18 protein-coding genes are annotated in these 22751 nt (G+C 51.1%); 5 read left to right on the forward strand and 13 right to left on the reverse strand.

Going from position 1 to position 22751, the window contains the following annotated elements:
- Nucleotides 1-24 precede the first annotated feature (24 nt).
- Nucleotides 25-1485 carry an MFS transporter gene (locus tag ABID47_RS32405; protein ID WP_354503238.1) on the reverse strand — a complete coding sequence of 487 codons (1461 nt, stop codon included), beginning with the start codon at nt 1483-1485 and terminating at the stop codon, nt 25-27.
- A 174-nt stretch (nt 1486-1659) separates the two neighbouring features.
- On the opposite strand from ABID47_RS32405, the gene ABID47_RS32410 reads away from it, so the two are divergent.
- On the forward strand, nt 1660-2088 hold the full coding sequence (locus ABID47_RS32410; protein WP_089549820.1) for a MarR family winged helix-turn-helix transcriptional regulator: 429 nt from the start codon (nt 1660-1662) through the stop codon (nt 2086-2088).
- 123 nt (nt 2089-2211) lie between these two features.
- Here the strand turns inward: ABID47_RS32410 and ABID47_RS32415 are convergent, their stop codons facing one another.
- The gene (locus ABID47_RS32415) at nt 2212-3930 is read right to left on the reverse strand and encodes an ABC transporter ATP-binding protein (RefSeq protein WP_354503241.1); all 1719 of its coding nucleotides are present in this window, start codon (nt 3928-3930) and stop codon (nt 2212-2214) included.
- Nucleotides 3931-3958: 28 nt separating this feature from the next.
- Nucleotides 3959-4312: a VOC family protein gene (locus tag ABID47_RS32420; RefSeq protein WP_354503242.1), complete on the reverse strand. Its 354-nt coding sequence runs from the start codon at nt 4310-4312 to the stop codon at nt 3959-3961.
- 274 nt (nt 4313-4586) lie between these two features.
- Here ABID47_RS32420 and ABID47_RS32425 point away from each other — a divergent pair, with 274 nt between their 5' ends.
- The 3 genes from ABID47_RS32425 (at nt 4587) to ABID47_RS32435 (ending at nt 8140) form a co-directional block, all read left to right on the forward strand.
- The gene (locus tag ABID47_RS32425) at nt 4587-5729 is read left to right on the forward strand and encodes a tyrosine-protein phosphatase (protein WP_354503244.1); all 1143 of its coding nucleotides are present in this window, start codon (nt 4587-4589) and stop codon (nt 5727-5729) included.
- 227 nt (nt 5730-5956) lie between these two features.
- Complete coding sequence (locus ABID47_RS32430) at nt 5957-7030, forward strand: SPFH domain-containing protein (RefSeq protein WP_354503246.1); 1074 nt, start codon at nt 5957-5959, stop codon at nt 7028-7030.
- Nucleotides 7031-7042: 12 nt separating this feature from the next.
- Nucleotides 7043-8140, forward strand: coding sequence for a TFIIB-type zinc ribbon-containing protein (locus tag ABID47_RS32435; protein WP_354503248.1), 1098 nt, complete (start codon nt 7043-7045; stop codon nt 8138-8140).
- Between the two features lie 106 nt (nt 8141-8246).
- On the opposite strand, the gene ABID47_RS32440 is transcribed toward ABID47_RS32435, so the two are convergent.
- Complete coding sequence (locus ABID47_RS32440) at nt 8247-8600, reverse strand: winged helix-turn-helix transcriptional regulator (protein ID WP_354503250.1); 354 nt, start codon at nt 8598-8600, stop codon at nt 8247-8249.
- Nucleotides 8601-8796: 196 nt separating this feature from the next.
- Here ABID47_RS32440 and ABID47_RS32445 point away from each other — a divergent pair, with 196 nt between their 5' ends.
- A complete protein-coding gene (locus ABID47_RS32445; protein WP_354503252.1) occupies nt 8797-10206 on the forward strand; it encodes an MFS transporter in 1410 nt (469 codons plus the stop codon).
- Nucleotides 10207-10306: 100 nt separating this feature from the next.
- Here the strand turns inward: ABID47_RS32445 and ABID47_RS32450 are convergent, their stop codons facing one another.
- From ABID47_RS32450 to ABID47_RS32490, 9 genes are all read right to left on the reverse strand, one after another.
- Nucleotides 10307-10519: a hypothetical protein gene (locus tag ABID47_RS32450; RefSeq protein ID WP_354503254.1), complete on the reverse strand. Its 213-nt coding sequence runs from the start codon at nt 10517-10519 to the stop codon at nt 10307-10309.
- A gap of 172 nt (nt 10520-10691) precedes the next feature.
- Nucleotides 10692-11840 carry a VanZ family protein gene (locus ABID47_RS32455; protein WP_354503256.1) on the reverse strand — a complete coding sequence of 383 codons (1149 nt, stop codon included), beginning with the start codon at nt 11838-11840 and terminating at the stop codon, nt 10692-10694.
- Between the two features lie 282 nt (nt 11841-12122).
- Nucleotides 12123-14327 (reverse strand): M1 family metallopeptidase, encoded by a 2205-nt coding sequence (locus ABID47_RS32460; protein ID WP_354503258.1) that lies wholly within the window; start codon nt 14325-14327, stop codon nt 12123-12125.
- Between the two features lie 69 nt (nt 14328-14396).
- Nucleotides 14397-14765 (reverse strand): YxeA family protein, encoded by a 369-nt coding sequence (locus ABID47_RS32465; protein WP_354503261.1) that lies wholly within the window; start codon nt 14763-14765, stop codon nt 14397-14399.
- 968 nt (nt 14766-15733) lie between these two features.
- A complete protein-coding gene (gene glmS, locus ABID47_RS32470; protein ID WP_116234366.1) occupies nt 15734-17566 on the reverse strand; it encodes a glutamine--fructose-6-phosphate transaminase (isomerizing) in 1833 nt (610 codons plus the stop codon).
- Nucleotides 17567-18168: 602 nt separating this feature from the next.
- The gene (gene glmM, locus ABID47_RS32475; RefSeq protein WP_105445344.1) at nt 18169-19509 is read right to left on the reverse strand and encodes a phosphoglucosamine mutase; all 1341 of its coding nucleotides are present in this window, start codon (nt 19507-19509) and stop codon (nt 18169-18171) included.
- 52 nt (nt 19510-19561) lie between these two features.
- Nucleotides 19562-20995, reverse strand: a complete 1434-nt coding sequence (locus tag ABID47_RS32480) for a CdaR family protein (RefSeq protein ID WP_167527169.1) — start codon at nt 20993-20995, stop codon at nt 19562-19564.
- Entirely contained in the window at nt 20988-21818 is an 831-nt protein-coding gene (cdaA, locus tag ABID47_RS32485) for a diadenylate cyclase CdaA (protein WP_076176252.1), read from the reverse strand. Before cdaA ends, ABID47_RS32480 begins: the two co-directional genes overlap by 8 nt.
- Before the next feature lie 199 nt (nt 21819-22017).
- Nucleotides 22018-22632: a zf-HC2 domain-containing protein gene (locus ABID47_RS32490; RefSeq protein WP_076176254.1), complete on the reverse strand. Its 615-nt coding sequence runs from the start codon at nt 22630-22632 to the stop codon at nt 22018-22020.
- Nucleotides 22633-22751 lie beyond the last annotated feature (119 nt).

Consider the following 22751-nt stretch of genomic DNA (forward strand, 5'->3'; position numbering starts at 1 on the left):
TAGACTGGCTTTTCATATTAAAAATTAAGCCTTTACCTCCCGGCGCTTCCCCGCCTTCGCCCGGTACATGCGCCAGCCCGTCAGGGCGGCGGCCACCAGGCAGATGCAGGCTGACGTGCTGAACACCGCGTGCATGCCGCTTAAGAAAATGTCGGGATGACCCGGCACCAGCCCGGTCACCCGCCGGCCGGCGCTGAGGCTCATGACATGAAACAAAATCGTCGTTGCGACAGTGATGCCGACGACCATGCCCACGTTCCGCACCAAGGAGTTGACGCTTCCGGCCGATCCGAGCTGCGTGCGCGGCACTTGGGACATGACGAGTGAGTTGTTCGGCGACTGAAACAGGCCGCTGCCGATGCCGAGCATGGCGATCCACAGCCCGACGAGCACGAGGCTGCTTCCTTCATGCAGCCAGGCCAAGCCGAATTGGGCGATTACCATCACGACCAAGCCGGCAAAGGTGAGAAGCTCCGTGCCGATTTTATCCGACAAAGCGCCGCTCACCGGCGCCACGATGACCATGCAGATCGGGAAGAGCATGAGCAGAAATCCCGCGGCAAACGGCGACAGATTCAGTATGTTCTGGGCGTAAAACGGCGCGATGATGTTGAAGCAGAAATTGGCCGTAAAGACGAGAAAGCCGCACAGAATGCTGATGGAGAAGAGCGGATTTTTAAACAGCGACAGATCCAGCAGCGCGTCCTTGCGAACCGCTTCGGTGCGAAGGAAGATAACCAACGCCACCAGTGCGACGGCAAGAGCGAGCAGAATCCAGACGTTGCCGTATCCGGCCTGCTGGCCGAGCAGCAGTCCTGCGAACAAGGTGATGATAAATACCGCGAACAGCGAGCTTCCCGGCACGTCGATCTTGGCCTTGACCCGGATCAAATCCGCCGGCAGCACCTTCCATCCCATGATGATCGCGATCAAACCGATCGGTACGTTAACCCAGAAAATGTACTCCCATCCGAGCGATGAAATGATGATGCCGCCTAAGGAAGGCCCGGCAATGCTCCCTAGGGAGACGAACGTGCCGATCAGCCCCAGCGCTCTCCCCCGCTCCTTCGCCGGGAAAATATCGGTCAGAATCCCCTGGCTGTTCGCCATCGTCATCGACGCTCCAAGCGCCTGAATGACCCGGGAGACGATGAGGAACGGCAGCGTTGTGCTAAACCCGCACAGCAGCGATCCGATAATGAAAATGATCGTGCCGATTTTAAAAATACGAATCTTGCCTGCGATATCCCCCAGTTTTCCGAAGAAAAGAATGACCGCGCAGATCGCCATCAGGTACCCCGTCGTCACCCATTCGATCTGGGCAATCGGCAGTCCCATCTGTTTGGACAGCACCGGCAGGGCGATGTTGACGATGCTTCCATCCAGTGTGGACATAAATGTAAATAAATTCAGAACAATGAGGATGATCCAGCGCTTCTTCTGGATATTCGCATCCTCTTGGTACGTCCGCTGTATTGAACTCATGTGGTACCTCCTGCTCCTGTTCATCATTATTAGTTGCACGCGCAACTAATTGGCAGTAACAGTGTACCTTATATTAGTTGCGCTTGCAACCATTTTGAGATAAAATATTTGCTGAACTTGAGTTTATCGTTCCCGTTGTCCCTCCACTTCATGATGAAAGAAGGTGCCGATGTAATGCCAGATAAAGAACCGATTGGCAAGCTGATCTCTTACATCCATCGCCAGAACCAGAAAAGGCTCGCCAAGGAACTGGCTCCTTACGGCATCGGCGGCGGCGGACAGCACAGCTTCCTGAAGGCCATCCTGCATCAACCGGGAATTACGCAGGAACAGCTGACCCAGCAGTTGAAATTCGACAAGGCCACCACGGCCCGTTCCATTAAACAGCTGGAGGCGTCAGGTTATATCGAGCGCAAGCCGGACCCGGATGACCGGCGTTCCCAGCTGCTGTTTCCCACCTCCAAAGCCAAGGAAGTACAGCCTCAGCTGCATGCGATCCTGGATGAATCCAACCGGACTCTAGCCCGGTATCTGACCCCGGAGGAGCATGATCAGCTGATCTCGCTGCTGCACAAAGTCAGCTTGGCCCAAAAAGATGAATAAAGTAAAGGAGCCCCACTGGAATCGTGGAGCTCCTTTTTGATGATTAAGGAAGGTATCCGCTTCGGAGGATTGGCTTCCTTATATCGCAAGCAATGCCTCGGCTAATTGCGGTTCAATCCGATATTACGAATGCTGCAACTGGGCCAGGTGCAGCCGGCTGTATATGCCGCCGGCGGCAATCAGCTCCTGGTGCATGCCCTCCTCGGCAATACCCTGTTCATTCACGACCATAATCCGGTCCGCGTTGCGGATCGTCGTCAGCCGGTGAGCGATGACCAGCGTCGTGCGCCCCTGCGATAGCTCGGTCAGCGCCTGCTGAATGGCGGCTTCCGTCTCGGTGTCGAGCGCCGACGTTGCCTCGTCCAGGATCAGGATCGGCGGGTTCTTCAGGAACATCCGGGCGATCGATAAGCGCTGCTTTTGTCCGCCCGACAGCTTCACACCCCGCTCGCCGATGACCGTATCCATGCCCTCCGGCATGGAGCGGATCACTTCGGCCAGCGATGCGCGCTCCGCCGCCTTCCAAATTTCCTCATCGGTGGCATTCAAATTGCCGTATGCGATATTTTCCTTCACCGTGCCGGAGAACAGGAACACGTCCTGCTGCACGATGCCGATGTGCCGCCGCAGCGAATCCAGCTTGATGTCCCGGATATCGATGCCGTCGATCGTAATCCGTCCCCCATCCAGCTCATAGAAGCGCGGCAGCAGGCTGCAGATCGTCGTTTTCCCCGCTCCGGAAGGACCGACGAACGCGACGGTCTCCCCCGCCCGGATCGACAGATCGATGTTGTTCAGGATCGGTTTGGCCGGATCATAACCGAAGGTGACGCCTTCGTAACGGATATTGCCTACAACCCGATCCAGTTCCACTGCATCCGGAGCGTCCGCAATATCCGGCTCGGTATCCATGATTTCCAAATACCGCCGAAAGCCCGCGATGCCTTTCGGGTAGCTTTCGATGACCGCATTGATCTTTTCGATCGGACGGAAAAAGACGTTGGACAGCAGCAGGAACGCCATGAACTCGCCCAGCTCGATCCGTCCGCTGAGGAAAAACCAGGCGCCGCACAGCATTACGAACACGGTGACGAGCCGCATCATCATGTAGGTGACCGACATGCTTTTCGCCATCGTCTTATAAGCCATCAGCTTGGTCTGGCGGAAGTTCTGGTTGTCGACGTCAAACAGCTTTTTCTCATGCTCCTCATTGGCAAAGGACTGCACGACGCGGATTCCGCCAACGTTGTCCTCGATCCGGGCGTTGAAATTCCCCACGTTCCCGAACAGCCGCCGGTACGTCGTGGTCATTCGGCCCCCGAAGTGGATGATCACCCAGGCCATAACCGGGATAATGATAAAGGTCAACAGCGCCAGCTCCATGTTAATGGAAGCCATCAGCGCAAAGGAGCCGATCAGCGTCATGACCGCAATAAAGACATCCTCCGGCCCGTGGTGGGCCACCTCGCCGACGTCGTTCAGATCATTGGTGATCCGCCCGACCAAATGCCCGGTTTTATGATTGTCGAAGAAACGGAACGAGAGCTTCTGGATATGGTCGAACAGCTTTTTACGCATATCCGTTTCAATGTTGATGCCCAGCATATGACCCCAGTAGGTCACGATATACTGCAGCACCATATTGAGCCCGTAAATGGCCAGCAGCGCCAGACAGGCGACGACGATGATCGCCCAGTCCTTGCTGGGCAGCAGGTTATCGATAAAATGGCTGACGGCCAGCGGAAAGGCCAGCTCCAGCAGCCCGGCGAACACCGCGCACACGAAATCAAGGATAAACAGCCCCTTATAAGGCTTGTAGTACGCGAAAAACCTTCGAATCATGGATGTATCACACTTCCTTGTTGATATTTTACGGCTTGTGGGCCAGGATATTGATCAGTTTCCCAAAAGGATCCCGTACATAGAAGCGGCGCACGCCCCACGGCTCATCCACCGGACCGTATTCGATCTGAAAGCCCGCCTGCTTCATGCGGTTCAGAGCTTCGTCGACGTCATCCACTTCGATCGACAGGTCCGGCACCGGGGTGCCCGAGCCCCCTTCCGATGCGACGCTGACCTGAACATCCATACGGGCATCGGTCCCATAGGTGGCGATCCAACCGTGGTCCATCCACTTCTCCAAACCGAGCACGTCCTCGTAAAAAGTGCGGGCGGCCGCCAGATCCTCCGTATAAATGTTCGTGACAATCCGTTTTACTTTCATCTCCATCCCCCCTGTTCCTTTTACTTCCAAGTAACTATTCGACACTGGTCGGGGACCCCCTCCCTGTATGCCGAATTTCTTCTGTTCTGACCCACATCCGTCAGCGTTCTGTCACATGGTTCGTTTAAATCTGACACCTTTATCGTCATTTATGTAAATACTGACACAATTTTACCTTCCGCTGATGTTCGGATAACATGATGCCAACACTTCTCCCCCATCATAAAGAGGACAACATGCATTTTTCCAAGACCAGAGGGGGAGAACAACGACAATGATGAAAAAAACGATTCTGCTGGGCACGGCCCTGCTGCTTTCAGCTGCGCCGCTGTCGGCAGTTATGGCCAGCGCAGCTGCACCTGCGGGCAAAGCGCCCGCGTCCGGTATTCAAGCCAAGGCCAAGCAGGGCAGCTTTACCGGGGCTGCCGTGGAACGGGCCAAAGACGGTACACTGACGCTGCACTGGCAGACCACCGCCAATCTGGGACCGGTTAAAGTTTACTGGAGCCAGAGTCCGGACAGCGGCTGGAAGGAGGTCGCCCGCACCTACGCATCGTTTGGCGGACTGCGAACGAAGGATCCGAATCCGGGCAGCCGGGTTTACTTTAAAGTGAAGGCAGCGAGCGGTGCCGCCATCACAACAGCCGAGCGCCTGCTGCCGCTCCAGGGCACCACCAACTTCCGCGATCTCGGCGGCTACAAAACAACGGACGGCAAAACGGTCAAATGGGGCAAGCTGTTCCGCTCGGATGAACTCGCCGGCCTGACGGCAAGCGACATCGCCTATTTGCAGAAGAGCGGCCTGAAGACGATCGTGGACTATCGCACGGACGATGAAGTGAAATCCAAGCCCGATCCAGTGATTCCCGGCGCTGCCTATGTCCGCAATCCGGTCTTCGGCCAATCCGGCAGCGGCACCGACATCATGAGCTTCATGGCGAGCGGTGAGTTCGACAAAATGGGCAAGCCCGGCGACGTGCTGACCGCCGCCAACCGCGACATGGTCGACTCCCCTTCGGCTTACGTGAAATTGTTCGATATGATGCTGGATCCGGCATCCGCGGCGCTCGTACAGCACTGCACCGCTGGTAAAGACCGCACCGGCCTCGGATCGGCATTGATGCTGCTCGCGCTCGGCGTTCCGAAAGAAACCGTAGTGCAGGATTTCCTGCTCAGCAACAAGTACCGCGAAGCGTACAACAAGGCGGCGGTGGACGCCATGGTGAAGCAGTTTAATCTGACGGACGAGAATGCGATTGAAGTCATCAAAGCGTTAATGGACGTCCGCCCGGAATATATCAATGCCGCTTTCGACGAAATGGCCAAGAAATACGGCTCGATCCAGGGCTTCCTGGAAAAAGGCTTGGGGCTAAGCAAAGACGAGCAGGCGAAGCTGAAGCGGATGTATCTCGAATAGCCGCATTTCCCGGTTTTTCCGGATGCGAACATAAAGACGACCTGTATGGGTGAAGCCATACCGGTCGTTCTTTTTTTAGAGATAAAAATTTGTAAACTTCAGCTATCATCCTCGACATATTTTGTCCAATGGTGGCGTATGGTGCTGAACCTTCGTCGATTCGTTGAGACGGACAAACCGGAATCACGTATAATGGAGATAACTGGAATAAAGATGGAGGTTGAACGATGGGTTTGTTTTCTTTTATTAAAGGACAATTTATCGAAGTTATTGAATGGACGGACAACACCAATGAAATCGTGCACCAGTTTCCGGTCTACGACAAAGCGATCAAAATGGGTGCGAGGCTGACGGTGCGGGAATCGCAGGCCGCGATTTTTCTGAACGAGGGCCAGATCGCCGATGTGTTCGGCCCAGGCACTTATACCTTAAGCACGCAGAACATGCCGGTTCTGACGGCGTTAAAGTCATGGAAATATGCATTCAATTCACCGTTTAAAGCAGATGTGTATTTTGTAAACACGCGAAACTTCACGGACCAAAAATGGGGAACGACCAACCCCATCATTATGCGGGATCCTGAATTCGGAGCCATCCGGATGCGGGGATTCGGCAGCTACGCGTTCCGCGTACAAGACCCGGCATTGTTTCTTAAGGAAATCTTCGGGACCCAGTCCTCATTTGGTTCGGATCAAATCGGCGGTTATCTCAAGTCGGTGATCGTTTCCGGTGTGAGCGACCTGATTGGCGAGGCCAAAATTCCGATCATGGATATTGCGGTGCAGTACGACGAGCTGAGCTCCGCCCTCCGGACCAAGCTGGAGCCGATTTTCAATGGCATGGGTCTGTCCCTGTCGGGATTTTTTATCGAAAACATCTCCTTGCCGGAAGAAGTCGAAAAGATGATCGACCGGAAATCATCCATGAGCATTGCCGGCAATCTCGATCAGTACATGAAGTTTCAGGCCGCCGAATCGCTCCGCGATGCAGCCATCAATCCCGACAGCGGGCTTGCTGGCGCCGGGGCAAGCCTCGGGGCGGGCATGGCCATGGGGCAGATGTTTAATCAAGCGATGAAGCCTTCAGCGGACGCTGTGGAGCCCCAGTCTGCCGCGCCTTCCCATTCGGCGTCTCCCGTTGATACCGAGCCCTGCGCCCAATGCGGACACGGGCTCAAAGCCTCCGAGAAATTTTGTCCGGAATGCGGTACGCCGCGGCCGGAGAAAAAATTTTGCACAGAGTGTGGGGGCAGCTTGAGCAGCACGATGAAGTTCTGTCCGAGCTGCGGCAATAAAGTGTAGAGGAGAGCGCTTATGTCCGTCGAAGCACCGATCCGTTTCCCCTGCTCGGGGTGCGGGGCGCAAATGATTTTTGATACCGAAACCCAGCAGATGAAATGCACGTATTGCGGAAGCCTGGCTCCCATTGAACAGCCCCGTTATCCGTCCGAGCCCACCGAATATGAGCTGGATTTTGCGGATGAACAAGACCAGGCCTTGAAAGACTGGGGGACCGAGCAGCAGGCGTTCCAATGCGAGAACTGCGGGGCCCAGATGCTCCTGCCTGCCGCGCAGACGGCGGCTCTATGCGCATTTTGCGGTTCCCCCAAGGTACTGCCCCAAGGGGATCCGGACAGCATACGGCCCGAATCCATCATCCCCTTTCACATCTCGAAGGATGAGGCGAACGCCCTGTTCCTGAAGTGGAAGAAGAAAAAATGGTTCGTGCCGGGCGCTTTCAAAAAGCAGCAGACCCGCTCGACGGTTTCCGGCATTTATGTCCCCTTCTGGACCTTTGATGCCCAGACCGATTCCGACTATTCGGCAGAGGTTGGTACCTATCATTACCGCACGGAGACGCGTACCCGGACTGTTGACGGGAAAACAGAGACGTACGAGGAGCAGGTTCGGTACACCGTGTGGCACTGGACTTCCGGCTCTTACGAGCGATTTTTCAACGATGTGCTTGTTCCTGCTTCCAAACAGCACGACACCCGCCTGATGGAGCAGTTTGACGATTTCAGCCTGGAGGACCTTCGGCCATACAAGCCTGAATATTTAAGCGGTTTTGTGGCGGAAAGGTACACCGTGCCCCTGCGTGAAGGTTGGAGCGACGCGGTATCCCGAATGGACGACAGCCTGGAAGATTCGATACGCCGGCAAATCGGCGGGGACGAACTGCGCAACCTCAGCATCGATACCCAATACTCCGAGCAGACCTACAAGCATATCCTGCTGCCGCTTTGGAATGCCTCTTACACGTACAAGGAGAAGGTTTATCGGTATATGGTCAACGGGGAGACGGGCAGCATCAGCGGCAAAGTTCCGCGCAGCGGATGGAAAATTACGTTTTTCACCCTTTTCTGTGTGCTTGTGGTCGCCGCCATTATTTTGTATTTTTATCAATCCTAAATGTGTCTGTTGGTCGGATTCATAACAATCGCAAATCATAAAATAGAATAAAAAAAGAGTTCAGCCTGGTTGCTGAGCTCTTTTTTTATTTTCTTCGCGGCTTACATCACATGTTCAAGCTTGCCTGGTTCTCGGTTGATCCCTGGATGTACAGCTCCCCCCACTTGCACATCACATCGATGACCGGCCGGAGGGATTGGCCCAGTTCGCTCAATTCGTAAACGACTTTCGGCGGGACTTGGTTGTATACCGTCCGGATGATGACCCCATCCTCCTCCAACTCTCTAAGCTGTTGAGTCAGCATTTTTTGCGTGATGCCCGGGGTCAATTTTTTCAACTCGCTCGTTCGTTTCGCTCCATAAGTTAAATGGCATAAAATGAGCGTTTTCCATTTTCCCCCGATGACTTCCAGGGTCGCTTCTATAGGTATATTAAAAGCTTGCGGCATACTCGTTTTCATGGCACTTTTTCCCCCGATCAAAATAGGTACTTTTTGGTTCCTATATTACCTTTTGGTGAAAATGACACAAAAAAGTGCGTACTTCTGTTCCTCGATTATATGATACATAATCTCCTTGTGCCAATAAGGAAATCGGCAGACCCGATCGAGCCGGTTCCGAAATGGATGATTATTCATAATGAGGAGGACATATCGAATGAAGGCAAACGGTCAAACGTCACAAAGTTCCGGCAAGCTTTCCTGGGGCTTATTGTTTGTTTTGTGCGGCGCCATTTTTCTGGAAGGGATCGACGTGTCGATGATGGGCGTGGCTCTGCCCTCGATCCGTGCTGAACTGGGCATGTCGACCGGTTCGCTGCAATGGGTAGTCAGCGCCTATGTACTGGGGTATGGCGGCTTCATGCTGCTGGGAGGCCGGGCAGCCGACCTGTTCGGGCGCCGAAAAATGTTTCTGCTATGGCTCACCGTTTTCTTTGCTTTCTCCGGGCTAGGCGGATTATCGACCGAAGGCTGGATGCTGATCACCGCCCGGTTTGTTACAGGCATTAGCGCAGCATTCATGACTCCGGCCGGCTTATCCATCATCACGACAAGCTTTGCGGAGGGAACCGCACGTAACAAGGCATTGCTCGTTTATGCCGGGACAGCAGCAGCCGGGTTTTCACTCGGTCTTGTGGTCGGCGGCATCTTAAGTGAGATCAGCTGGCGGTGGGTTTTCTTCGGTCCCGTCCTATTAGCGTTGGTGATTCTTCTAGCCGCGATTCGCCTCATACCGGCCTCTGGTCGGCCGGAGGCCTCCTCCAAAGGCTTCGATCTGGCTGGAGCAGTCAGCGTCACAGCGGCCATGCTGCTTCTGGTTTACGGTGTCGTGGAATCCTCCAACCTGGGCTGGAGCTGGACCGCCGGAATCCTGGCCTGCAGTGCCCTGCTTTTCGGTCTCTTCGCAACGATTGAACGACGCTCGGCTTCCCCCTTGGTACGCCTTGGCATATTTTCTGCCAGCTCACTCGTGCGGGCAAACCTGGGTGCCATGTTGTTTGCCGGCTCTTTTTTCGGGTTCCAATTCGTGACGGTGCTCTACCTCCAAGAACTGCGCGGCTGGTCATCCCTTGAAACGGGTCTTGCCTTGCTCGCTGTTGGTGTCGATTCCATACTAGCACCTACCCTGACCCCCAAGCTGGTAAACCGTTTCGGCAATATTCCGGTGATTTTCGGCGGGTTCTGCCTCGCTGCGTTAGCCTACGCCCTTTTTCTTCCCATCGGTTTGGACTGGACCTATGCAGCAATGTTCCCGACGATGATCCTGACGGGCCTCGCCTTTTCGCTGACTTACGGACCTTTAACCATCGCCGCCACGGACGGAATAGCGGAAGAAGAGCAGGGGCTCGCCAGCGGGTTATTGAATACCTCCTTCCAGTTTGGCGCCGCACTCGGTTTGGCGGTTGTGACCGCCGTGCAGATTGGCGCTACAGGTTTGGACAACTCACCGCAAGCGATGCTCGATGGCTACCGTACAGCGATGATGGTTCCGATTGCCGCTTCCCTTCTCGGGATTGGCATCACCGCCCTCGGCTTTCGTAAACGCTCTCCGGTAGTGAACAGTTAAATATTAAGAAGCTCCGTCCGCTGGATAAAGCTAATAAAAGAAACCAAGGGCAGATTCCAGCTCTTGGTTTCTTTTTTACAGATAACACACATCCATCTTTTTAATCTTCGACCTTTATCAGTTCTGCTTTGACAATATGATATTTGCTCAATACAATTTTTCTTCCGTCGGGATCTTCCACGGCAACCAGATGTGCTGCGATACCAGAAAGGTTCCATTCCAGCGAACCTTCAATTCGAATGTTTTCAAGCACTTCACCGTTTGATAATGTAATATGGTAGAAATGAAACCTTTTATCGTCCTTCTTATTCAAAATGCAGGCCTCCTCCTCTTGTAATCCCAATGATCAGCGTGTTATGTATTTCTTCGTTTACAGAAAAATATCCTTTATCATGATCCTTTGCAATTATGGATCCCTAGGATTTTGCAAGCTTATCAACTGGTTTATTTAACGCATTCAGGAGTGGCATCAGTTATTTAGGAGCCTAAGCACGCTTGATTTTCCTTGGTACTAAATCCGCTACATAGTCAAAGTAAAAGTTCCGTCTCCCTCTTTTAAATAAGATGAATATAGTATGGATCAATATTACGGCCCACATCATGATGAGAAATGCGAATATAAATATAGTGATCCATGCGTGATAGGGATTAAGAGTTATATCTAACTCAACATCAGAAAATATATTTAGGACCCATGATAGTGCCAAAGGTAAATATAGCGCAAAGGACCTTTTCAGCATGGACTGCCACGGGGGGGCTTCTCCATCAACGTGAATTAGTTTAAAACGCAGTATATTGGTTCCAATTGTTTTTCCCTCCCAAATACATGGAACTACAAAGAACAGAATAAAAAAGCAAGTTGTTGTATAAACAAATTGTGCGAATCCACTTGTTGTAAAAAATCCAACTGTAAGGTTCCAACTAATCTTTATCAATAGATAATCTATAAATACAGCAAGCAATTGTAACAAAGGAGGTACAAGGGGGTTTTCTTGCATTTTTTCTCCCTTAGCAATAAGGCTCTTTCGAGATGGAAATAGAGCAAGCAGGACAGGAGCAATGACGAATCCAAACAAAGCACCCGTACTATTTAATATAAGATCATCCACATCAAAGATACGATAGGGGCAATTATAGATCCCATAAATACCTGTTAATTGTGTTGTCTCATAAAAAAGTGATAACGCAAACCCAAAACCAAGTGCTCTCTTCCAAAATCGTTTTTGTTGGAAAAAATACCTTAGATAAACGCCTAGTGGCAGCAACAATAGGAAATTGAATACCGCCTGTAAAAATGCACTTTGCGTCAGTAATCTAACATAGGTGGATGGCTGTGACCAAACAACTGAACTACTATTAATCATATCCCTAACGAAATTAAACGGGACAAGCGTATAATGCACCGTATCAGGTGATTGAAGGGCACAAGTATTGCGAGTAGCTGGGAGAGGCAGTAGAACTAAAAATAAAGCCGTTAACATATAAAAAGCAAAGGAATAAGCCACTATTGAAGCCCAAAGACTCAAATAACCATATTTTCTGTAACTATAAACTAACCAAGGGATAATAAGAAAAAAGCTAAATGCACTAAATAAAATAAATGCGATTTTTATTGGAATTAAATATACAGACATATTGGTACCTCTTTATTAAAAAGACTTTAGATCTTCTGCAATATCATACATATTTCCTTTTTTAATTATGTCCTTGTAGATGCCCTTCGATTCGTAATGCACCCGGTTGTTTATCCTTATCGTTCACGATCAGTATTTTCTGATTTAGCGGCAATCGGTTCGACCTCCTTTCTGCAAGCAGAAAAAAAAGACCGGCAGCTAAAACCGCCGGTCTTCAGTCATCATCTTCCCCGCCCTTTCATTACTATAACCATATATTGAAACGGGCCAGAGACTCTATTATTATTCTTCGCCGAAAAATTTCGCGATCGGGTTAGTGATCTTTTTATCTGTTGCGACGTGGCCTGTTTTGTTCAAAACGTAATACTGATAAAAGTCGGTGCTAAAGTTGAGTGCTTTCAGCATTTGCTCCGCAAACGGCTCGACCGCGTTGTCGCTCAGGGCGTCACCGTTCCAGAAAAAATGCAGCAGCAGTCGATTTTGATTATAGGGATGTTTGACGACATAAGCGCCTGAAGAAGCTGTTTGGTTCATCCGGCTTTTCCAGTCGAAGCCGATGGCCTTCGATTTCTGTATGATGCCGGGTTTAAGCGCCTGGATGAGTCCGTTTGTTTTGGCGCTGCCGATGGCGATGATATTGCTGGTTCCGAGCTGCTTTTTCAGCCTTTTCTTGAGTGTTTGCCGATCGGAAATGACCTCGTATGGAATGCCCATGATCCCAAGCGTCCCTTCAAGCTGTGTCAAGATCGTCTGCTGCTGCTTTTTCGCTTTGCTGCCAGCCTGATCACTCATCACGATCGTCAGCGGTTCGCCCTGCAGTGCCTTATCCATGATGCGGCTCATCGTTTCCGCCGGAAGATTCGGAATTTGGGACAGGGAAGAACGGTAAGAGGTTTTAAACTGTTCACGCCAATAAGCGGCTTCTTCCGCCTCAGACAATCGGTATTCGGGCATTAGAGCAAACTGCGGATCATGCAGCGCTTTGTCCATTTCCTTTCGCGCTTCTTCTCCTAGCGTATCCTGGATGGTGTGCAGCAACCCGCTGATCGTCGCGTTTTTGTGCGCGTACCGCTTGAAATATTCCTGTATGAACGCATCGAATTTGTCCTCGCCCACCATGCGGTACAGCTGGTAAATGGCCTGACGTCCTTTTTTATAAAAGACCGGGTTGGCCTCGTCCCCCGCTTCCGTATTGTTTGAGGCGATCGGCTTGTCTAAATAAGACCAATCATCGATTTGGATCGATTTGAACCCGTTCAGCTCATCGCCTTGTTTTTCGGCAAAATACACCATCGAAAAATCGGCAAACCCTTCGTCCAAAAACGACTCTTTCTCCGAATCGTTGCCAATCAAGGCATGGAACCATTGATGGGCAATCTCGTGCACGAATGTGGTATCATGCGCCGGATCGCTATTCGGCCGGATTTGCCCCATTTGGATGACCCGGGCAAACTCGACCGCCACACCCTCTACGTACGACTCCGCGATCCGGAACTCAGGGTAAGGATATTTCCCGTATTTTTCACTGAAAAATTGAATAGCCTTAAAAGCGGTGTCGATGTATTCATCCACGATTTTTTTCTTGTCCGGCATATTGTCGAAATAATAATATTCAATGGTCAAGCCGTCACGCGTTACGCTCTCAACCTTATAATTCGGACTGGCAAAAAAGGCATGCTCCCGGGTGTTGTCGGCAACGGCGGTAACGACTTTCCGGCCGGGCTCTTTCGGGTCCGCCTGCGTGGTGATCGTCCCCGGCATCAGCATTTGATAAGCTTCCGGCACGTTAATACGAACTTCGAAATCCGATGAATCGTAATAGTCGGTTTCAAAGGTCTTGCTGTACGGCTTGTTGTCCCACTCATGCTTTTTCTCGTCGTAGACCGACATGACCGGGAACCAATGTGCGCCATTGATGATGTCTTTGTAGTAGGACAGGCGCTGCATGCCGAAAGGAATTTTCACCTCAAAGCCGATTTCAACCGTCACCGCTTCCCCAGGCTTCAGCTCCTGCTTCAATTCAACGGTCAAAGCCTGATTGCTGTTTGAAAAAACCAAAGATTGTCCATCAGCTGCCGCGCTGCGAATGTAGATGCCGCCAAGAAAATCTTCCGACTTCTTCTGTGGATTTTCCTTTTGGATCTCTTCGTTGTTTTGCTCAAACATCGAAGTTTGGGTCGCTTTGGATCGGTTGGCGTCGGCAAACGTATGGAAGACGATCTTCCGCAGCGTATCTTTGGATATGTTCCGGTAGGTAACAGTTTCGCTCCCTTGGATACGCATATTTTTTTCGTCGAGTCTAGCGTCAATTCCGTACGCGACTTGGGCTTGGTCATGCGCCTGCGCAGCCACTACGGAATCCGCGGACGCCGCTGCCGGCGCGGCCAGAACATGACCGGCGCTTGCCAACGGGCAAGCTGCAAGCGTAAATGCGAGCGAATAAGCCAGTGTTTTTTGGGATACGGTGTTAAAAGCAGTTCTTTTCATCGGTTTCTCTCCCTTGATCCAAAAATAAGATTGATGTTTATTTGTGAAGCTCTCAGGTAGCGCAGGTACCTATTTCACGACAGTCTCCAGCTTCCGGCCTGCCTCCTCGGGCAGTTCCGCGGACTGCACCTCCTGGTAGGAGCTGACTTTATCCCCCTTCACATAGATCCGCAGGTATGCTTCATTGCGCAGTTCTTTGAATGCAGTAAAGGTCAGGCTTTTTTCCTTCCCGTTAGAATCAAAACCCTTCATGCTGTATTCGTAATTAACAACCTTCTCTCCATTGTCCAACTTCTCTTCCATTCTCTTTCCGTCTTGGGTAATCTGCACATAATATTGCTGTGCACCAAGGCGGTTCAAATTCATGTTTTGGAAGAATACAACGATTCCGACCAGACCGGTCAAAACGACGGCTAAAGCGATAATCCCCTTTTTCATTCCCGTTCACTCCTAAGTTGAATTTCTTGAATGCAATTTCAATCTTAAAGGCCGAATCTTACACCGTGTTAATCCCAACCTTACAGCAACCTTAAAAAAACCTGAGATCGCTAACCATAGCGTTTATATCCAGCCACTGAGGGAGCTAGAGAAACAGGAATACATCCTCTGGGAAAACGCGAGGTCGCGTACGCGGACCCTGATATTGATGCTGGCAGCGCTAGATTCAAAGCAGGAAAGCATGATAAGATCGCTCGCCTGTGCCAATCGCTGCCGGTTACATTCGTTATCTTTGACATCCTTCAGTTCAAAGGAAGGGACCTTCTTCGGCTACGGCTGATGGAGCGAAAAGTAATCCTTAGTGGGCCTCAGCTTGCTGAGTCCAGCATACGGAGTCGTGCCCTATATCTAAGGGGCTGGGGAGGATTTGTTTGACCAGATCATACGTTTCGGACAACTCGATTGCTACATATGGGGAGGAATCGAAGAGATACAAAGGCGGGATAGCTGCTTCAGGTGGTGTTTGCGAAGATTTCACAACGGTTAGCGAGTCTAGCTCTGCAGATGTAAGTTGACGGTCATAGGCCTCTAATTCTCAGTATCATGGACGGGTACAACAAGATTCTCAGATTGGCCGTAAGCCCGTTTTATGCCTCGTAAGAGGACCATTTGTATCCGAGGTATAACCTTTCCTTTGAAAGCGACAATAGGCTTTTGAAAGGCAGTTCAAGCCCTAAAGGCGGCATCTCCAACAAGGAAATCTGGTTTTACTCTTATTAAAACCTCTGATTTTTTTGATTAAACAAAAAAGGAGCTCAGACTAATCTGAGCTCCTTTGTAATTGCTTAAGAAGTTACAATCAATATTATTCGGTTGCATACTTCTTTTATCAGTTACAACGTTAATCCTTCAGTTACATATTTAATTTAACGCGTTCACGTGTCGTGTCGACAATCCTTTTACTACCCTTACTCCACCGTTACGCTTTTCGCCAAATTCCGCGGCTTGTCGACGTCGTTGCCTCTGGCAAGCGATGCGTAGTAGGACAGCAGCTGCAGCGGCACAACCGACAGAGCCGGCGTCAGCAGCGGCAGCGTCTTCGGAATCGCAAACGCCTGGTCTACCGACTTCAGCAGACCTGCGACATTTTCTTCATGGGTAATCGCCATGATGTCCGCGCCGCGTGCGTTCACTTCCTTGATGTTGCTGACCGTTTTCTCCAGAACGGCTTCCTGGGTTGCCAGGGCAATAACAGGAATGCCTTCCTCGATCAGCGCCAGCGTACCGTGCTTCAGTTCACCCGCTGCGTACGCTTCGGAGTGAATATAAGAGATTTCTTTCAATTTCAGCGAACCTTCCTGCGCTACCGCGTAGTCCAGTCCGCGACCGATAAAGAATAAGTGCTCATGCTTGGAAATATGCTCTGCATAGGCTTTAATGGCATCCGGCTTGGCCAGCATGCTTTCCACCTGCTCCGGCAGAGCCTGCATAGCAGCTACGATCTGAGCCACCGCTTCCGGCGTCTGCGTGCCGCGAACCTCGGCGAGGTACAGCGCCAGCAGATAGAACGCGATCAGCTGCGACGTATATGCCTTAGTGGACGCTACGGCAATTTCCGGGCCGGCCAGCGTCACGATGACGTCGTCGGCGTCACGGGCGATCGAGCTGCCTACCACGTTGGTGATGGCCAGTACGTGTGCGCCGTTTGCTTTGGCTTCACGCATCGCAGCGAGCGTATCCGCCGTTTCACCGGATTGGCTGACGACGATGACCAGCGTTTCCGGCGTTACGATTGGAGAGCGGTAACGGTATTCCGACGCAACGTCCGTCTCTACCGGAATGCGCACCAGCGATTCAATCGCGCTGCGTCCCACGAGACCTGCATGGTATGCTGTACCGCAGGCAATGATTTGAATGTTGCGGATATTTTTGATCTGATCGGCCGTCAGCTTCAGCTCTGGCAGAACTACCTTTTTACCCGACTCGTCAATCCGTCCACGCATCGTGTCGCGATAAGCTTTCGGCTGCTCATGGATCTCTTTCAGCATGAAATGCTCAAAGCCGCCTTTTTCCGCCGTCACTGCATCCCAGTCGACATGAATCATTTCCCGAGAAATAAAATTCCCCTCAATGGTCATCAATTCGACAGAATCCTGCGTCAATACGGCCATCTCACCGTCATTCAAAATATATACTTTACGCGTATATTGAAGAATTGCCGGAATATCCGATCCGATGAAGTTCTCTCCTTCGCCAATCCCGATAATCAGCGGGCTTGCTTGACGCACAGCCACGAGTTTATCCGGTTCGTACTCGGTCAATACACCGAGGGCAAAGGCGCCGCGCATATAACCGATGGCCTTCTGAACCGCTTTGACGATATCGCCGTCGTATTCGCGGGCAATCAGGTGGGAAATCACCTCTGTATCGGTTTCCGACACGAAATGATGTCCCTGGCTGATCAGCTCATCCTTCAGCTCCAGATAATTTTCGACAATGCCGTTGTGCACGACCGAAAATTTATGGCTGTTGTCCGTATGCGGATGAGAGTTCACGTCCGATGGCTTGCCATGAGTAGCCCAGCGCGTATGCCCGATGCCGGCACTTCCCACCAGCGGTGTTCCTTCCAGCTTGGACTCCAGATTGGCCAAACGTCCTTGAGCCTTGGCAATTTGCAGTCCCTGGTTGGTGAACACGGCAATACCCGCAGAATCGTACCCGCGGTACTCCAGCTTCTTCAGACCCTCGATCAATACCGCTTGCGTATCCTTATTACCAATATATCCGACAATACCACACATAGTTAATATCCTCCGTTCACTTCTTCGAATTGGGTTTTAGAAGAGTACGGGAGCATAAAGGTGCAGCATGGTGCCAGAATGTACAGGAAAACGAACATTGTATTCAGTTATACAAGGTGCATTCACGAATGTACATCCTAGCATCTCCGCATCTCTTATGCGCTTGCCCGCACACTCATGAAAAATGATCACTATTTTCTAACACCCACTGGAAACGTTGTGTGAACGGTCGCCCGTTCATTTTCCGTTTCGAGTTTACGGCTGTGGTGTATCACCGGGAGGTCCCCGCCGAACATTTCGAACACCTCCACCTCGTCAACTTGATGCTGCCGTGAATCCGAAGCGTCGTGCTCCTTCCGATTCTTCCCCGCGCAAGCTCAAGTTCTGGCGCTATTGTTGCTAACCTCACGACCCTCGCTTTCTGTTTCGTAATGACATTTACTAATTATATTCATGTCATCTCCGTTTTGCAATCGGGCTGATAGCCCCAAATCGCAAGCCCCCGTTATATACCCAGTAAAAAAGCCGGTGAAACCGCAATTCTAGTCTCACCGGCCTATGGCATTTATGCTTTATTTTATAAAAAAACCAACATTTACCTGCTATACTAGTTCCCGTTTCACCACATCGACGATTTGGGAGACGTACTGATCCAGGTCCTCCTTATTAGGACCTTCAGCCATGACGCGGATCAGCGATTCCGTGCCGGAAGGACGAACCAGTACCCGGCCGTTATCCCCAAGGATCCCCTCAACGGCTTGAATAGCATCCTTAATGGCCGCATTACCTTCATACTTGCTCTTGTCCTCTACCCGTACGTTTACCAACACCTGAGGGTACTTGCGCATCATCGTTCTCAGCTCGCTCAGCTTTTTGCCCGAAGCCTGAATCGTATCCACCAGCTGGATCGCGGTCAGAATGCCGTCACCGGTCGTATTGTAGTCCAAGAAAATAACATGGCCGGACTGCTCTCCGCCCAAGTTATAGCCGCCTTTACGCATTTCCTCCATCACATAACGGTCGCCGACAGCCGTCTTGGCCGTTTTCAGCGCCAGCTTCTCGGTCGCCTTATAAAAACCAATGTTGCTCATGACGGTCGATACGATCGTGCCGTTGTTCAGCTTACCCTGCTTGTTCATAGCGTCGCCGCAAATGCAGAGGATGAAATCGCCGTCGACTTCCTCGCCCTGATCGTCAATCGCGATCAGACGGTCCGCGTCGCCATCAAAGGCAAGACCCAGGTCGGCTTTGGCTTTCAGCACTTCTTCTCTCAGCTTTTCCGGGTGAGTGGATCCGCAGTGGTCATTGATGTTCAACCCGTTCGGCTCGGTGCCGATCGTAACCACTTCTGCGCCAAGTTCCTCAAACAGCTTAGGAGCCAGCTCGTAAGCGGCGCCGTTGGCACAGTCGAGTACGATCTTCAGCCCGTCAAAACTGTGGGAAATCGTCGTTTTCAAATACTCCAAATATTTATATTTCGATTCATTATCGACAATAACATTGCCCAGATCCTTGCCAATCGGACGCGGAAGCGTATCTTCGGCTGCGTCCATCAGCTCTTCGATTTTCAGTTCGGTCTCGTCGGACAGCTTGAAGCCATCCCCGCCGAAGAACTTAATGCCGTTATCTTCGACCGGATTGTGGGAAGCCGAAATCATAACGCCGGCGTCCGCCTTTAACAACCGTGTAATATACGCCACCGCTGGTGTAGAAACAACACCTACACGGATAACATGCGCCCCGATGGACAGCAGACCCGCAACCAGTGCCGATTCCAGCATAACTCCCGAAATCCGGGTATCCATTCCAATGACAACCGTAGGTTTCTCCACGTCCCCGGTCAACACATAACCGCCGCAGCGCCCAATGCTGTAAGCCATTTCGGCCGTCAGTTCTTTATTGGCAACACCGCGTACTCCATCAGTTCCAAAATATTTCCCCATAATTGATCTCCTTTTTGAGTGCATCTCTAGTTACTATATGTGTTCGTTCAGATCAGGGTGAGCCGGTATCTGTCTGTGGCTCCTGCCCTTCCGGCGGCGTGGTGTCGCCCGCCGTTCCATTGTTGTCTGTCTCATCCACGTTCGTCGAATCCGTCTCGGACCCTGAATTGCCGCCTGTTCCTTTATTGCTGTTGTCGGTTGTTCCCTTGCTGTTATCTTCAGGCTTCGAGTCCGGCTGGGTCGACGTTGCCGCAGCATTATCCTTGATCTCTATGGTGGCCGTTAGCGCATTTCCCTGATCCACCCGCGAAACATAGCGTGGGAGGACCACCTGCAGGTTCACCTGATGCGTACCGGGCTTCAGGTTACCAACGCTGGCGATGAGCTGAATGTCATCCTTTGTCAGGCTGTTCAGCAGTCCAGGGGCGCCGCTCAGCTTAAGCGACATGGTGCCGCTTGCCGGGCTCTTGATCGCGGCCTGCACGTCAGAGCCGGCCCCGCTGATCTTAATCGGAATGTCGTCAATCACCCGTTGGGAGTTGGATACCGTGGTGATTTCAACCTCCATAGAGCTCGGCTCGATTTTCTCAAAACCCTGCGGCGGCGTCAAGTCCACAGGAAGTACCATTGTTCCCGCTTCCTTGATTTGCCCCAAGTCCACATCGACGTCATTATAGGACTTTATTCCCGCAAGCGCATCTTGAGAACCGTACAGCTTCACGGTAGTTACGCTTGGCTGAGCCTTGGAAATCACGAGGCCGTCAGGCAGTTGGCCGGAATAGTGCAGTTCGATCGGCACCTCTTTGTATGGCGGCGTTATCGGTACGACTACGGAGATGGTTGACGGCTCAATTACCGCCCCCTCAATTTCCTTCCCCTGCTTGTCCAACGCAGTCAGCTTCACCCGCTTTTCCTTAATCGTTGCGTCTTCGCCATCAATGGATACCGATCCTTGAATCTTATCGACCCTTTTCAGGTCGCTTTCAGGCAGCGTAACAGACACCGTAGCCGGTTCCATCGTAATGCTGCCCATCTGATAACCAGCTGCCGGCTCCCCGCTCGTCACGATCGATACCGGGAAAGACGATGTATCCCTCTTTTCAATATTGACAGTCACGGTTGACGGCTGAACGTTGACCACCTCAATTCCCGAAGGAACGTCTACGGTCAGCGGCAGCGTGCTGGTGCCTACTTTGGCTTTGCTCAGGTCCAGCCTTACTTTATAATCTTCTGAGTACATCGAGAGCAGGTCCGACTTTTTTCCTTTGACCTCAAGCTGAACCTGATCCGTGTCCATGGCGCTCAGAATATACTTCTTCTCATCCAGTCCAAAAGCCTGTACCTTCACATTATCAATGATCCGTGAATCAATTTTAGCGGTAGGCGTAGGCGTCACATCGTTCAAATGAACCATGCTCCAGAGCAAAATACTTACGGCAAGCGCCAGCACTTTCGAAATATTGTTGTTATTGATCCACTTATTCATGATTATCATTCCCCTTCCGCTTCCAGAAAACAGGACGTTTTTCTTTCGCAGAGGAATTTGGACGGAGCTCTTCATACAGTTTCGATATTAAGGATTCTTCTTTAATATCACGAACGACCTGACCGTTAATAGCCAACGATATTTGTCCGGTTTCCTCCGATACGACGATGGACACCGCATCCCCTACTTCACTGATCCCGATGGCCGCCCGGTGCCGGGTGCCCAGCTCCTTGCTGATAAAAGGATTCTCGGACAGCGGCAAATAGCAGGCTGCAGCGGCGATCTGCTGGTTCTGAATGATCACGGCACCGTCATGGAGAGGTGTATTCGGTATAAAAATGTTAATGAGCAGCTGGGAGCTCACCATGGACTGCATAGGAATCCCGGACTCCGTATATTCATTGAGACCTGTCTCCCGTTCAAATACGATTAACGCTCCGATCTTTCTGCGAGCCAAATAGTTCACGGCCTTAATGACTTCGCCGATCAACTTATTGAGCTGTTCATCCTCCGCCGATGAGCGGCCAAACAGCTTACCCCGCCCCAACTGCTCCAGCGCCCGCCGGAGCTCAGGCTGAAAGATGATAAAGATCGCCAAAATGCCAAAGTTAAATATCTGATTCATAAGCCATTTAAGGGTGTACAGATCAAACCATGTACTGAGCGCCCAGATGATGACCAGGAACAAAATCCCTTTCAACAGCTGAACCGCCCGGGTCCCCCTGACAAGCAAAATGACCTGATAAATGATATATGTAACGATGGCGATGTCAATGATATCTTTAATGGACTCTTTCCACGTTAAGTCCGCAAAATAACTCATACTTAGGCCCCCATACTCCCCTTCATGATGATGGGTCTCTATGTCATTTAATTTCCCCTATATTACCTAGGTTATAACGTACACCTTCAGGTTGCAAGCGGCCGCGGTTTTAAATTGGAACCATTTATAAATATTGCCAACAAAAAAGACGCCTGCTTTGTCCCAAAGAGGCGCCAATATCCACAAATATCAAGATTTACTAACGATAGGCGACATCAGAGAACATGTTTGTGATTTTATACCATATCCAGTCCATCGCCTGATCAATGCTCTTCACCTGACCCGAAATATGGGCGGTTGAGGCTTGGTACAGCGATCCATCGATGACCGTCAAATTACCTTGGACGTCACCATAGATCTGAGTCTTTCCATTTTCTACCGTCAAATTGCCTGCAATACTCTTGCCCTCAGGCACAATGACCGTGTTCCCTTCAATGACAACTTGATCCAGATCACTGCCTTTAACCACCAGTTGGGTATCCTGATCCCAGAAGCTCACGGTACTAAACAGCATCACTAAGACAAATATAGCCGCGGCTGTAATGGCCGGATGTCTCTTGACCCATGTAAGCCATAGCTGCTGCTTCTTCTGCTTCGGGAGAGAATTCATGATCCGCTCAGTCAGCTCAAGAGATGCAGACGGCGTATGGTGCGTCAGTGAGTACATCAGCATATCCGTCTGTTCCAGCTCTTTAAACTGCATCCGACAGTCAGGGCAGGACAGCATATGGGTCTTAAGCTCCAACTGCTGCTCCTTGGACAAGTCGTCATCTAAATAATCATGCATTAAAGAGACGGCTAATTTGCAATCCATTCTGAGCCAATCCTTTCATTAATATGAATGTATTCAATCTCCCCGGTTCAGGGGCACAGGTCAGTTTCATTTGTAATACGTACAGGTTCTGAAGAAGTTTCAAAACCGAAGCTCGTTTT

It is taken from the genome of Paenibacillus favisporus (genome assembly GCF_040545415.1).
GTDB classification, from domain to species: Bacteria; Bacillota; Bacilli; order Paenibacillales; family Paenibacillaceae; genus Paenibacillus_AQ; species Paenibacillus_AQ favisporus.